The 13,718-nt window shown below is 67.6% G+C and carries 13 protein-coding genes; 2 read left to right on the plus strand and 11 right to left on the minus strand.

The window, feature by feature from the left end; genetic code table 11:
* Window positions 1–3 precede the first annotated feature (3 nt).
* From nuoK to ABD923_RS06940, 11 genes are all read right to left on the minus strand, one after another.
* Window positions 4–303: an NADH-quinone oxidoreductase subunit NuoK gene (nuoK, locus tag ABD923_RS06890; protein ID WP_259549941.1), complete on the minus strand. Its 300-nt coding sequence runs from the start codon at window positions 301–303 to the stop codon at window positions 4–6.
* Window positions 300–818 (minus strand): NADH-quinone oxidoreductase subunit J family protein, encoded by a 519-nt coding sequence (locus tag ABD923_RS06895; protein WP_259549942.1) that lies wholly within the window; start codon window positions 816–818, stop codon window positions 300–302. The genes nuoK and ABD923_RS06895 overlap by 4 nt, the downstream gene beginning before the upstream one ends.
* Window positions 815–1,330, minus strand: a complete 516-nt coding sequence (nuoI, locus tag ABD923_RS06900) for an NADH-quinone oxidoreductase subunit NuoI (RefSeq protein WP_222191423.1) — start codon at window positions 1,328–1,330, stop codon at window positions 815–817. The genes ABD923_RS06895 and nuoI overlap by 4 nt, the downstream gene beginning before the upstream one ends.
* A complete protein-coding gene (gene nuoH / locus ABD923_RS06905) occupies window positions 1,327–2,295 on the minus strand; it encodes an NADH-quinone oxidoreductase subunit NuoH (RefSeq protein ID WP_259549943.1) in 969 nt (322 codons plus the stop codon). Before nuoH ends, nuoI begins: the two co-directional genes overlap by 4 nt.
* Window positions 2,292–4,898 carry an NADH-quinone oxidoreductase subunit NuoG gene (gene nuoG / locus ABD923_RS06910; protein WP_259549944.1) on the minus strand — a complete coding sequence of 869 codons (2,607 nt, stop codon included), beginning with the start codon at window positions 4,896–4,898 and terminating at the stop codon, window positions 2,292–2,294. Before nuoG ends, nuoH begins: the two co-directional genes overlap by 4 nt.
* Window positions 4,895–6,205 carry a complex I 51 kDa subunit family protein gene (locus ABD923_RS06915; protein ID WP_259549945.1) on the minus strand — a complete coding sequence of 437 codons (1,311 nt, stop codon included), beginning with the start codon at window positions 6,203–6,205 and terminating at the stop codon, window positions 4,895–4,897. Before ABD923_RS06915 ends, nuoG begins: the two co-directional genes overlap by 4 nt.
* A complete protein-coding gene (gene nuoE / locus ABD923_RS06920; protein ID WP_259549946.1) occupies window positions 6,202–6,678 on the minus strand; it encodes an NADH-quinone oxidoreductase subunit NuoE in 477 nt (158 codons plus the stop codon). The genes ABD923_RS06915 and nuoE overlap by 4 nt, the downstream gene beginning before the upstream one ends.
* Window positions 6,675–8,450, minus strand: a complete 1,776-nt coding sequence (nuoC, locus tag ABD923_RS06925; RefSeq protein ID WP_259549947.1) for an NADH-quinone oxidoreductase subunit C/D — start codon at window positions 8,448–8,450, stop codon at window positions 6,675–6,677. The genes nuoE and nuoC overlap by 4 nt, the downstream gene beginning before the upstream one ends.
* Window positions 8,447–9,049 carry an NADH-quinone oxidoreductase subunit B gene (locus ABD923_RS06930; RefSeq protein WP_222191418.1) on the minus strand — a complete coding sequence of 201 codons (603 nt, stop codon included), beginning with the start codon at window positions 9,047–9,049 and terminating at the stop codon, window positions 8,447–8,449. The genes nuoC and ABD923_RS06930 overlap by 4 nt, the downstream gene beginning before the upstream one ends.
* Window positions 9,046–9,459 carry an NADH-quinone oxidoreductase subunit A gene (locus ABD923_RS06935; protein WP_259549948.1) on the minus strand — a complete coding sequence of 138 codons (414 nt, stop codon included), beginning with the start codon at window positions 9,457–9,459 and terminating at the stop codon, window positions 9,046–9,048. Before ABD923_RS06935 ends, ABD923_RS06930 begins: the two co-directional genes overlap by 4 nt.
* Before the next feature lie 273 nt (window positions 9,460–9,732).
* Window positions 9,733–10,233 (minus strand): RrF2 family transcriptional regulator, encoded by a 501-nt coding sequence (locus ABD923_RS06940; RefSeq protein WP_345229443.1) that lies wholly within the window; start codon window positions 10,231–10,233, stop codon window positions 9,733–9,735.
* Window positions 10,234–10,328: 95 nt separating this feature from the next.
* Between ABD923_RS06940 and cydD the strand changes: the two genes are divergently transcribed.
* Together cydD and cydC are read left to right on the plus strand one after the other, a co-directional pair.
* Window positions 10,329–11,981 (plus strand): thiol reductant ABC exporter subunit CydD, encoded by a 1,653-nt coding sequence (gene cydD, locus ABD923_RS06945; RefSeq protein WP_345229444.1) that lies wholly within the window; start codon window positions 10,329–10,331, stop codon window positions 11,979–11,981.
* Window positions 11,978–13,627, plus strand: coding sequence for a thiol reductant ABC exporter subunit CydC (gene cydC, locus ABD923_RS06950; protein ID WP_259549951.1), 1,650 nt, complete (start codon window positions 11,978–11,980; stop codon window positions 13,625–13,627). The genes cydD and cydC overlap by 4 nt, the downstream gene beginning before the upstream one ends.
* Window positions 13,628–13,718: the final 91 nt, after the last annotated feature.

Genomic DNA, 13,718 nt, shown 5'->3' on the forward strand with positions numbered 1-13,718 from the left:
CGCTTATCCCCTCAGCCGTGTCGCGGCATCGCTGTCGCCACCGGTGGCGCGCCGCATGTGAAGATAGATGGCAAGGCCCAGCGCCACCTCGGCGGCAGCCAGACCAAGGACGAGGATGAACATGGCACTCCCCTCGATCGAGCCGTGATGCGCCCCCGCCGCGATGAAGCCCAAGGCGGGACCGGCCAGCATGACCTCGAGCGAGATCAGCTGCATCAGGATCGTGCGGCGCGCGGCCACCCCGAACAGACCCGCCAGGAACAGGCCCGCGGACAGAACCAGAAGGATATTGAGCGCAGTCATTCCGGGTTCCTTTCCTGCAGGCGCGGACCCAGCTTGCGGCCCAGGTGGCGCACGCCCAGCATCCCTGCGATCAGAAGAAGGGTGATCAGCTCGGTCACGGCGCTCCAATCGCCGAACATCAACAGGCCGAGGTCGCTTGCCAGCGCGGGCGCGGGATCCCCCTCGCCCATGGCGCCGCCGCCGATGCCGAAGATGACGGGAACCACCGAGAGGCTGACGATCAGCGCGGGCCAGCGCCAGGCATGGCGCAGCAATTCGCGTTCCGCCGCCATCGCCTCATCGCCCGCGTCGATGGTCATGACCACGAAAACGAACACGGCCACCACGGCGCCGGCGTAGATCAGGAGTTGGATCGCGCCGGCGAAATTGGCCGCCATGGCGAAAAAGCCGACGCCCAGCGAGATGAGGGAAGCCAGCAGCAACAGCAGCGCATGCACCGCCGAGGGGCGGGTGACCGCGAGGATGGCGGCGCCGAAGGCCACGGTCGCAGCCCAGATGGCAAGTCCCCAGCTCATGGTGTGAGATCCTTCAGGTTGACGGGCGCGGCCTCATTCTCGGCCTCGCCCTTGTCCTTGCCGTCGATGGCCTTGCCCGCCACCGACCAGTAGCGATACCCTTCCTGCTTGCCCTGCCCCGCGATCAGCAGATCCGCCTTGTCATGGATCAGGCCCGCGCGGGTGTAGTCGGCGGTCTCGAAATCCGGGGTCAGCTGAATGGCCTGTGTCGGGCAGGCCTCTTCGCAATAGCCGCAGAAGATGCAGCGCGCGAAATTGATGCGGAAGGTTTCGGGATACCAGCGGCCATCCTCGGTTTCGCCCTTCTGCACGTCGATGCAATCGACCGGGCAGGCCACGGCACAGAGGTTGCAGGCCACGCAACGTTCCTGCCCGTCGGGGTCACGGGTCAGCACGATCCGCGCGCGGTAGCGGGCGGGCAGATCGGGTTTTTCCTCGGGATATTGCTGCGTGTATTTCTTGGTGAAAAGCTTCAGTCCCACGCGCCCGATGGAGTCGAGAATCCCCTTCATGCGGCACCTCCCCCGGCCCCGGCAAGGACCACGATGGCGCCGGTCAGAAGCAGGTTCAGCAGGGCCAGCGGCAGCGCCCATTTCCACGCAAAGGCCACCAGCTGGTCGTAGCGCGGACGCGGCAGGATCGCGCGGATCCAGATGAAGGCAAGCGCCAGCGCACCCACCTTGAGGCCGAACCAGACCGGCCCCGGCAGGATCGGCCCAAGCCACCCGCCGAAGAACAGCGTCACGGCCAGTGCCGAGACAAGGATGATGGCCAGGTATTCACCCAGGAAGAACAGCGCGAAACTCATCCCCGAATACTCGGTCATGAACCCCGCGACGAGGTCCTGCTCGGATTCCTGCAAGTCGAAGGGCAGGCGGTGCGCCGCGGCAATGCCCGCAAGCATGAAGAGTGCGAAGCCGAGCGGTTGCGTGACGATGAACCACAGGCCGCTTTGCGCCTCGACGATCTGGCCCAGGTTCAACGAGCCGGAGATCATTACGACGCCCATCAGCGACAGGCCGAAGAAGGCTTCGTAGGACAGCATCTGCGCCGCCGCCCGCAGCCCGCCCAGTAGCGCGTAGCGGTTGTGCGACGCCCAGGCGCCCAGCACCATCGCGTAGACCGTCAGCGCCAGCATCGCGAGGACGAAGATCACCCCCATATCGAGCGCGGAAAGGGTCAGGTCGGGGCCAAAACTCACCACGGCAAACCCCGCCAGAACCGGGATCGCGGCAAGCGCGGGGGCCAGGCGGAAGGTCACGGCATCGCCGCCGGGCGGCACCTCGTCTTCCTTCGTCAGCAGTTTCACCGTGTCGGCGACCCATTGCAGGAAGCCGAAGGGACCGACGCGGTTCGGGCCAAGGCGTTCCTGCAAGAAGCCAAGGCCGCGCCGTTCGACCCAGGTGAACACGCCCGCGGCAACCAGCAGCGCCATGATCAGCGCAAGCGACATCAAGATGGTCAGACCAGCGTTCATCCCTGCCTCCCGATCTTGACGATACGCGACAGGCTGCGCGGGGCGACACGACCGGCCGACAGGCCGACATGGTGTTCGGGCATCGCATCGGAGATCACGATTTCGGCCTCGGCATGCAGGCCATCGACCGTGGCCAGATCACCTGCCTTCAGGTGCAGACGCTTCGCGTCGGCCGGGTGCAGCATGACCTGTGCAGGCGGGTAGCGCTTGGCGAGGTAGTCGGCACGGCGGCCGACCTCGTCACCCGCGAAAGGATCATGCAGCGGCACGGGCCGCATCCCACGCTCCATCGCAGGCAGCGCCGGTGCGACATCAGGGCCTTGGAACCCGGCAAGGACGGAAATCCCCGGGTCGCCCTCCTGCAAGTGGCCGCCATTGGCGTCGGTCAGGTAGGGCGCGGCAGAGGCAGAATGCAGGCCCGGCACATCATATCCGGTCCGGAGCGCCGGCGGCGCCCCCGCCCCTTGCGTGCCCTCCATCGAGAAGGCGAGCGCACTGTCGGGATCGGCGCGCTCGGCGTCGCGTACGATCCCGCCGGCCTGATCGTGGGCCGTGCGCCCCGAGAACCGCCAATTCGCGCGCGCGATCTTGCCCAGCGGCGTGCGGAAGGTGACGCTAGGTGCTGCATCGCGGGCCGGGGCAAGATGCGGCAGGGCCTGTCCAAGTTCCGCCAGAACATCATCGACGGTCGCCCAACCCGACAGCGTGTCGGACAGGCTGGCAAGGGTCCGCCACGCGGCGGCGGGCGCGCCCGGATAGGCGGCAAAGCGGCGTTGTGCGCGGCCCTCGTGATTGACCACGGTGCCGGCCGCCTCGGCCCAGTCGGCGCAAGGGATCGTGATGCCGGCGCGGGCGGTCGTGCGCGTGGCGTAGCTGTCCAGAACGACGACCTCTTTCGCGGCCTCGAACAGGCGATCGACCAGCAGGCTATCGGCACGTTCGAAGAGATCGGCCTCGGCGATCAGCGCGGTTTCGGCCTTGCCTGCCTCCAGCGCTTCGACAGCGCGCTCAAGTCCCCGCGCCTGCATGAGGGCAAGCCCCATGGAATTGACCTCGGGCGGGAAGAGGTACAGGCGGGTCTTCTCGCCCAGCGCCTCGGCGATCGCGGCCACCGCGTCGACAACCTCGGGCCGGGCAAGGCCGAAGCCCGAAAGAACCGCGGGCCGTTCGGCGGCTTGCAAGGCCGAGGCGATGGCCGTGGCCTCGGCATTCGCGCGCTCCCCCCGGATCGCAGCGGCGATGGCTAGACCGAACGCCGCGATATCCTCGGGCGCGCGGCGCATGGACCATGCCGCGACATCATCCAATGCATCGGGCAACATGGTGACAAGGGCGATGGGAGTTTTCCGTCCTTCACCAGCCACTTGGGCTGCGTTGTTCAACCATTTCGGCACGCCCTTCTCGGCGGCCAGAGCGTCGGACGCGTTGCGCGCGGTCTGGCGCAGCGACAGGGCCGCGCGCGGCGCGGTTCCGGTCAGGTCCTCGCCCAGAACAAGCGCGGCATCGCAGCGTTCCAGTTCGGCCAGCGACGGGGCACCGTGCCGCGCCAGAAGGCCTGCCATACGGGCGACGGTCTGTGCCTCCAGATCGGGGAGACCGGCAAAGAACCGGCCCGGCCCAACCAGTTGCCGCAAGGCGAAATTCGTCTCCAGCGTCGCGCGGGGCGAGCCGATGGCCACAGCGCCGCGCTCCAATGCGGCACGGGCCGCGGTGACCGCCTCTTGCACCGACACATCGAGGCCCCGGACGCGCGGCCCGCTCAGCCGCGCCCCCTCGGGCAGGTGCAGCGCGCCGAACCGGCCCTTGTCGCAGAGGAAATGGCCGTTGACCTCGCCGTTGTAGCGGTTCTGCAAGCGGCGCAGACGCCCGCCGCGCTCCGCCGCGAAGATGTTGCAGCCGACCGAACATTGCGAACAGATCGACGGCGTCGCGGTCATGTCCCATTTGCGGGCGTAATCCTTGGACCACCCCTTGTCGTTGAACACCCCGGTCGGGCAGACCTCGGCGAGGTTGCCGGCGAAGGGGCTTTCCAGCGGGCCGTCCTCGTAGCGGCCGAAATAGACGCGGTCATGCGCCCCCATCACGTCGAGGTCCCGCCCGCCCGCGTAATGGCGGTAGAAGCGCACGCAGCGATAGCAGGCGATGCAGCGGTTCATCTCGTGCGTCAGAAGCGGCCCGAGATCCTGGTTGCGATGGGTGCGCTTGGGCCCGTCATAGCGGCGCGTCCTGTGGCCCGTGGCGACGGTCATGTCCTGCAGGTGACAGGCCCCGCCCTCTTCGCAGACGGCACAATCATGCGGGTGGCTGCGCATCAGCCACTCGATGACATGGGCGCGCATTTCCTCGGCTTCCGCGTCGGCCACCTCGATGCGCTGGCCGTCGGCCACCGGCGTCATGCAGGCCATCTCGATCTTGCCCTCGGCATCTTCGGGGCCGCTATGGACGCGCACGGCGCAGAGGCGGCACGCCCCGACGGAGCCCAGCGCGTCATGCCAGCAGAAATGCGGGATCTCGTCGCCCGCGTGGGTGCAGGCCGACAGGATGTCCTGCCCGTCCTCGACCTCGCGGGTTTCGCCATTCACGATGATGCGGATACGGCTCATGCGGCGGCCCTCCCGTAGTCACGGGCGATCGGGCAGCAGCCCTCGCGCACATGGGCTTCGAACAGGTCGCCGAAGCGGGCCAACCCGGTCCCGAGCGGTGCCATCGCGCCGCCCATCAGATCGCAGAAGGTGCGCCCGCGCGGGCCAGCGATCTCGACCGTATCGCGCAGAACCTGAAGGTCCTCCATCCGACCCTCGCCCCGTTCCAGCCGCGCCATGATCTGCGCCACCCAAGGCAGCCCGTCGCGACACGGCGTGCACCAGCCACAGCTTTCGCGCGCGTAGAACGCCATGTGCCGCGCGATCACGCCCACCGGGCAGGCGCTTTCGTCCAGCACGATCATCGTGCCCGTGCCGAACATGGACCCCGCCTTGGCGACATGGGCGAAATCGAGCGGGATATCGGCCTCGGCCGGTTCCAGAAATCCGCTGGCCCCGCCCCCCGGCTGGAAACAGCGCAGCACGCCGGTGCCGGACACACCGCCCGCGCGCTCGATCAACTCGGCGGCGGTGGTGCCCATCGGCGCTTCGATGATCTGGGGCTTGTTCACACGGCCCGAGACGCCGAACACCTTGGTGCCGCCCTCTTCGGTCCGGGACAGCGCGCGGAACCACTGCGCGCCGTTGCCCACGATATGCGAGACGCACGAGACGGTTTCGACGTTGTTCACCGTCGTCGGACGCCCCCACAGCCCCGATTGCGCCGGGAACGGCGGGCGCTTGCGCGGCACGGCGCGCTTGCCCTCAAGCGCCTCGATCAGCGCGGTTTCCTCGCCCACGATGTAGCGCCCCGCCGAGGGGTGCACCCACATCTTCACGTCAAAGCCCGAGCCGAGCACGTTCTTGCCCAGATACCCGGCCTTCTCGGCCTCGGCGATGGCGCGGGTCACGTTGGCGATGGCGTCGCGATAGGCATCGCGGATCAGCACGATGATCTCGGACGCATGAGTGGCATAAGCCGCCAGGATCGCACCCTCGATCAACTGGTGCGGCACGGCCTCCAAAAGGATGCGGTCCTTGAAAGCGCCCGGTTCCATCTCGTCGCCGTTGACGATGAAGTAGGACGGGCCGTCGCCCGGCGCCTCGCCCGGTTTGGGCATGAAGCGCCACTTGGTCGCCGCCGGAAAGCCCGCGCCGCCGCGCCCGTTCAGGTTGGCCGCCGCGACGGTGTCCAGCACCTCTTCGGGGGTCATCGTCTTGAGGCCGCGCTCGACGGCATCGTAGCCGCCCAGCTTGCGCCATTCCTTCAGCGTATGGGGGCGGCGGTCGGGCCGTGCACGTCCCGTAAGGGGTTGCTCTGCGCTCATTTCGCGTCCTCCCCCAGGATCTCGTCGATGGTTTCGGGCGTCAGCGGGCCGACCAGTTTGCGGTTGCGCCCGATCACGCCTGCCGGCGCGTGATCGCAACCCCCGACGCAGCAGATATTGATCAGCGTGTATTTCCCGTCCGGCGTGGTCTGGCCGAACCCTATGCCAAGGCGCTTCATCACCGCGTCGCGCACATCCTCGGCCCCGTTGAGGTAGCAGGACGCGCCATCGCACAGCAGGATCACCTTTTCGCCCACCGGCTGGCGGAAGATCAGGCTGTAGAAGGTCGCCACATCCTCGATCTCGGCGGTGGTGACGCCAAGCAAGTTGGCCGCTTCTTCGAGGTGCTCGTCGCTCACCCAGCCATGTTCCTGCTGGATCATTCGCAAGGATTCCAGCATCGCGGCGCGCGGGCCGCCATGGTGGTCCATCGCCTCGGTGATGGCGGAGCGGAGATGTTTCGAGAGGCTCATTTATCCACATCCGACATGACGTGATCGATCGAGGCGAGGTAGATGACGAAATCGGCCACGGTCATGCCGGGCGCGACCTCGGGGATGGCTTGCAGGTTGGCAAAGCTGGGCGTGCGGATCCGCGTGCGGTAGCTGCCCCCCTCCCCGTCCGAGACGATGGAATACTGGGTGAAGCCGCGGGCGGATTCGATCTGCCCGGTTGCCTCGCCGACAGGCACGCGGGTGCCGTAGGCGGTGCCGGTGAAATGGTGGATCAGCGTCTCGATATCGTGCAGCGTCTGGGCGCGCGGCGGCGGGAAAGCCAGCGGGTGATCGGCCTTGATCGGCCCCTCGGGCATCCAGTCGAGGCATTGGCGGATGATCTTGAGGCTTTCGCGCATCTCCTGCGCGCGGACCCAGGTGCGGGCATAGCAATCGCCCTCGGTGCGGGTCGGCACGTCGAACTCGTAATTCTCGTAGCCCGAATATGGGCGCAGCTTGCGCATGTCCCACGGCAGGCCGGCCGCGCGGATATGCGGCCCGGTGACGGACCATTTCAGGCAGGTCTCGACATCATAGGCGGCGACGCCCTGCGTGCGGATCCGGAACAGCTCGGAATTCATCGCCTGCCGCTCGTAATCGTCCAGCCGCGCGGGCATCCAGTCGAGGAATTCGCGCACCAGTTCGTCCCAGCCCGAGGGCAGATCCATCGCCACGCCGCCGATGCGGAAGAACGCGGGGTGCATGCGCGCGCCGGTGATGGTCTGGATGACCTTGTAGGCCTTCTCGCGGTCCACGAACATGTAGAAGACCGGGGACATCGCCCCCGTATCCTGCGCCAGCGTCCCGTAGAACAGCAGGTGCGAGGTGATGCGGAAAAACTCGGACAGCATCACGCGGATGCATTGCGCCCGCGCCGGAACCTCGATCCCGCAGAGTTTCTCGACCGCCAGCAGGTAGGGCATTTCCGAGATAACGCCGCCGAGGTAATCGATCCGGTCGGTATAGGGGATGAAGCCATGCCATGTCTGGCGCTCGGCCATCTTTTCCGCGCCGCGGTGGTGATAGCCGATATCGGGGTAAGCCCAGACGATCTCTTCGCCATCGAGGCCGAGCACGATGCGGAACACCCCGTGGGTCGAGGGGTGGTGCGGCCCGAAGTTCAGCACCATCAACTCGACGCCGTCGCGTTCGGTCGGAAGGCCAAGCTCGGCCGGGTCGATCGCGTTCGCGGCCTCGGTCGCGGCAAAGCTCTCCGGCGTCATGCGGTAGGGCGCAACCTCGGTCGCGCGGGCATGGTGGGTCTTGCGCAGCGGATGCCCCTTCCAATCGGGCGGCATCAGGATGCGGCGATGGCTGGCCCGCCCGTCGAAACGGACGCCGAACATGTCGAACGCCTCGCGCTCGTACCAATCGGCACCGGGGTAGACCTGCGTCAGCGTGGGCGCGCGCGGCGCCTCGGCATCGCAGGCGCATTTCAGGCGGATATCGGCGTTGCGCTCGGGCGAGATCAGGTGGCTGACCAGCGTGATCCCCGACGCGGGCTGCCCGGCGCGATGTCGGCGCGTGGTTTCGTCGATGCCGTATAGTTCGGCCATCAGAGTGAAGGGTTGCGGCACGCCGTGACGCAGGTGGTCATGCACGGCCACCCACTGGGCCGGGTCGATCCAGAGGATCGGGAAAGTATCGACAGTCTGCTGCTCGGCCAGGATCGCGTCGCCGAACCGCGCGCGCAGGTCGGCCACGGGATCGTCCACCCCCTCGGCAGGTTTGGTCATGGTGTCGGTCGTCATGGCGCCTCCGGATCGTCGAGGCGGGTGATCGACACGCGGTCATGGTGGCGCAGATCCTTGCGCGGGGCCGGGTTGAAGGCCGCGGGCGCCTCGCCCAGCGTGATGCCGAGCGGACGGCGAGATTGGCCGGCCTTTTGCTGCAGCAGGATCATCGCATCCAGCAACTGCTCGGGGCGCGGCGGGCACCCGGGGATGTAGACATCGACGGGCAGGAAGGAATCCACCCCCTGCACGACCGAGTAAATGTCGTACATGCCGCCCGAATTTGCGCAGGCCCCCATCGAGATGACCCAGCGCGGTTCGCGCATCTGTTCGTAGAGCCGTTTCAACGGCACCGCCATCTTGGTGAAAACGGTACCCGACACGATCAGCAGATCGGCCTGACGCGGGGTCGCGCGGATCACCTCGGCCCCGAAGCGGGACTGGTCATAGACCGGCGTCAGCGCCGTGGCCATTTCCACGTAGCAGCAGGACAGGCCGAAATTGAACGGCCAGAAGCTGTTCTTGCGGGACCACGCGACCAGATCATCGAGCCGCGCGAAAAGCTGACCCTGCGCCATGGCGACGCCGGGCGGCAGGGAGCGGGGTTGCTCGGTCATCGCGCGCCCCCTTTCTTGGCAGAGCCCGCGGGGCGTGCCCCGACGTCAAGCGCCCCATCGAGCCAGAGATAGGCCAGCGCGACCAGCAGAACGACGATGAAAACCGCAGCGGCCAACAGCCCGCCCACCCCGGCCTCGGCAGCGGTCAAGGCCCAGGTGTACAGGACGGCCGCCTCGAAATCGAAGATCACGAAAAACGCGGCGATCTGGAAATAGGCGGTCGGCACAGGCGCCTTGGCGGCGGCATCGGCCGGGGCGCCGGATTCATAAATGCCCCAGCTATCCTTGGGCACACCCGGCGCACGAAGGACCTTGGCCAAACCCAGCACCGCAGCAACCGTCGCGATTGCGGCCACAGCGTGGATGGCAAGCGATGCCCTCGGATCGAGACCGAAGAAAGCCTCTGTCACCTTGCGCTCCTTTACCATGAACAGACGGGGCCGCGACTGTCGTTCCGCCCCTGGCGCGTGTCAACCCTAATTGACAGCCATGCAACACCCGGACCTTGAGCCAGATCAAATTTCGCAGGCCGGTTTTCCGTTTTTTGCCAGTGCACTAATGTATACGGCGCATATTCCTTGTTGGCACACGCGCCGTGCGCGATCAAAGCCTCCTGCACCCTGCCGGCCCTGTCATACGAATCTGACAGATGCGGCTGCGGCGCCCCTGCGACAGCCCCTCGGTCAGGTCACTTCGTCGAGCGCCAGGATGCGGGTGAGCGCCGGGTTGTCGCCGGTCAGATCGGCGAGAGTCATGCCATCCAGCGTCGCGTAGAAGGCTTCGAGTGCAACCGAAAGCGCACCGTTCAAACGACAGCAGGACGAGATCGGGCAGGTATTGGCGCTACGGTCGAAACATTCCGCGAAGGGCACACCGCTTTCGAGCAGGCGAAAGACGCGCCCCACCGAGATTTCTTCCGGCGCGAGGCGCAACTCCACACCGCCGGACCGACCGCGCGTGGTGCGGATGAAACCGAGTTTTCCAAGCTGGTTGATAACCACGGCCACATGCGCCTCGGACGCGTTGGCCACCTGGGCGATGTCGTGCTTGCGCAGGATACGCCCCGGATTGACGGCACAGGCCATCAAAACACGCATGGCAAGGTTGGTTTTTGTCGTCAGGCGCATAAGGGCCTCTCTCCGGTCATTCGGCAGCCTATCGCATACAAAAACAAGATGCGACATTGACCCAGATCACGTTTCACCCGCCCTTGGGATTATAAGCCAAACCGGAAATGCGCTTTTTGAAACGACCCACACCCGACCTCGCCACGCAAAGGTTGACCCGCGCCCTCGCCCCCGAGGCAGCGCGGATTCGCCGTGCGGCCCAACTGACCACGATTGCGGCCCTGCTCTGGCCGGCGATGGCCGCCTTGGTTGCCCTTAGCTTCGGGGCGCTGGTGACCGGAACCGCCACCACCGCCCAGATCCTCTGGGCCTCCGCCGCGTTTCTTGCGATCGGCGCGCTGCGAACGGGCCTGTCCGTGCGGGCATCGGCGCTTCTGGACCGATCCGCCGATGTCGTGCTCGCAGCCGAGCGCGCCGCCCTTCTGACCACGCAAGAACGCCTCTCCCCGCGCGCGGAGGGGCGGGCGAACTCGGCCGCCGTCGCCGCGCTCTTGGTCGACAAGCTGCCACACCTCCGCCCCTATATCATGCGCGCCCGCCCCGCCGCGATGCGCGCCGCGATCGTGCCGCTGGTCCTGCTGGCGCTGTCGGCGACCATGTCATGGACGGTCGCGCTGATCCTTCTGGTGGCCGGTCCGCTGATCCCCGTTTTCATGGCGCTTGTCGGCCTTGCCGCGCGCGAGGCCAGCGAAAAACAGATGGACGAGATCGGGACCCTGTCGACGCTTCTGTCGGAACGGTTGGGGGCCCTGCTGGACATAAGGCTGCTCGATGCGCGCCCGCGCATGTTGCAGGATTTCGAAGATCGCGCCGAAAGCCTGCGAGAGCGCACGATGGCCGTACTGCGCGTGGCCTTCCTCTCCTCGACGGTGCTGGAACTGTTCTCGGCCATCGGCGTGGCGATGGTCGCGGTCTATGTGGGCTTTGCCCTGTTGGGCGAGCTGGGTTTCGGCGCGTATGCGACCCCGCTGACGCTGACCGAGGGCGTCTTTCTTCTGATGCTGGCGCCCGAGTTCTTTCAGCCCCTGCGCGACCTCGCCGCGTCCTGGCATGACAAGGCCGCGGCGCTGGCCGTGGCCCGCGACCTGACCGGGATCGAGGCGGGCGACGACAGCACGATCCTGGGCGACGGCGCAGCGGCCACCCCGCTGCCGGGGGCCACGCCGATCCGGCTGCGCGGCCTGTCCCTCGGCGCGATGCGGTTTCCCGATCTCGACATCGCGCCCGGGGCCTCGGTCGCCTTCACCGGCCCGTCGGGCAGCGGCAAATCCACCCTGATCGCCTTGATCGGCGGACTGGTCGCCCCGGACGCGGGGCAGGTCCTGATCGGGGAAAAGCCGGTCGGCCCCGAGACGGCGGACGCCTGGCGCGCGCGGATCGCATGGGTGCCGCAATCGCCCCATTTCCTGCGCGGCCCGCTGCGCGACACGCTGACCCTCGGCCTGCCCGAGGCCGATGCCGACAGCATTGCGCGCGGGCTTGCCCTCGCCTCGGCCGAAGATGTCGTGGCGCGCCTGCCCCAAGGCCTTGAAACGCCCCTCGGGGAAAGCGGCGCGGGCGTGTCCGGCGGCGAGGCGCGCCGGCTCATGCTGGCGCGCGCCGCCCTGTCGGGGCGTCCGGTCATCCTCGCCGATGAACCGACGGCAGACCTCGACGCCGAGACGGCCGCCGACATCACCGAGGCCCTTTGCGCCCTGTCGGACAAGGGGGCCACGGTCATCGTCGCGACGCATGATGCCGCGCTCGCGGCGGCGATGGGAACACGGATCGACCTGGGCCGCGCCCGGCAGGAGAGTGCCGCATGAGTCCCCTTCTCCGGATATTCCTTCTGCTCTGGCGCGAGGAACGCGCCTCGCTCTCGCGTGGGTTCTTGCTCTCGGTCGCGGTGCTCGTGGCGGGCGGCGCGCTGCTTGGCCTCTCGGGGTGGTTCATCGTTGCCGCCGGGGCCGCTGGCCTGGCGGGGATCGGCATCGCCTTCGACGTCTTCCGCCCCTCGGCGGGCGTTCGGTTCCTCGCGCTGGGGCGCACGGCGGCGCGTTACGGCGAACGGCTGCTGACCCATGACGCCACGCTCAGGGCGCTGGCGCGGCTGCGCGTGCGCCTGCTGGAGCGCCTGTCCGCCCGCGATGCGCTGACCCTCTCGGGCCTGCGCAGCTCCGAAACCCTCAACAGGCTGACGGCGGATGTCGACGCGCTGGACGGCATCGCCATCCGCCTCGCCTTCCCGATCGCAGCCGGGGCCGTAACGCTGGCGCTGGCCTTCGCCGTGATCGCATGGCTGGTGACGCCGCTGGTCGCGGCCACGGTAACCCTTCCGCTCGCTCTTGGCGGGGCCGCGGTGCTGATGGTAACCGGGCGCGCAGGGATCGCCTCCGCCGCACGGGCCGAAGCCGCGCGGCAAACCTTCCGCAGCCGGGCCATCGACCATTTGCGCGGCCGCACCGGGCTGGCCTTTGCCGGCGCCCTCCCCGCTTCGCACGGCATGGCGCTCGACGCCGAGGCCGAGGGCCGGGCCGCCGAACGCCACCTTGCGCGGCTCGACCGATGGGCCGACACGCTGGTCGCCTCCGCCGGGTTGATCGCGGCGGCCGGGACCCTGGCCATCGGCGGCCTGCTGGCCCTGGCCAATGTCATCCCGCCCGCCGCCGCCGCCATCGGCGTCTTCGCCGCGCTGGCGCTGACCGAGGTGCTGGCCCCCCTTCAGCGCGGCGTGGCCGAGATCGGGCGGATGCGGGACGCGGCGGCGCGCGTGGTGCCATTGCTGGAGGAACCGGTTCAGGACCATGCGCCCGGCGATCCGGTTGGCCGGGACGACACGGGCCTGATCGAGTTGCGCGCCCTTGCCGTTGCGCCGCCGGGGTCGCAGATCCCGTTGCTGCCCCCCCTGACCCTGACCGTCGCCGCAGGCGAAACGGTGGCGCTGACGGGGCGCTCCGGACGCGGGAAATCCACCCTGCTCGCCGCGATCTCGGGGGTGTCCTCGCCCCTTTCGGGCGAGATCCGCATCGCCGGGCATGATCTGGCAAAACTTGACGAAAGCCGCCTGAGGGGCCTGCTCGGCTACCTGCCCCAGCGCAGTGCGCTGATTTCCGGCACGGTGCGCGACAACCTTGCCCTCGCCGCCCCCGACGCAACCGACACGGAGATGGAGGCCCTGCTGGACGCCGTGGGTCTTTGGCCGGTCCTTGCCGGGAACGGCGGGTTGGACATGGCGCTTGGCGAAGCGGGCAGCGGCCTGTCGGGGGGCGAATCCCGGCGTCTGGCGCTTGTGCGGACCTTGCTTAGAAAGCCTCCAGCTCTCCTTCTGGATGAGCCGACCGAAGGCCTCGATCCGGCCGGTTCAGCCAAGGTCATGGCCGCGATCAGATCCCATCTTCCACGCTCCGCTATTCTAATCGCGACGCATCGTCAGGCTGAAATAAAGGCCTGCAACAGATCATTGGCAATTTAAAATATATCACAACTATACTTTTTTGATCTGCATCAAAGTAGACAATCGCATACAGCGCGAAAACGCCTCTCGATGGCTGGCGGGATTCTCC

It is taken from the genome of [Roseibacterium] beibuensis, assembly GCF_039542305.1.
GTDB lineage: Bacteria > Pseudomonadota > Alphaproteobacteria > Rhodobacterales > Rhodobacteraceae > Roseibacterium > Roseibacterium beibuensis.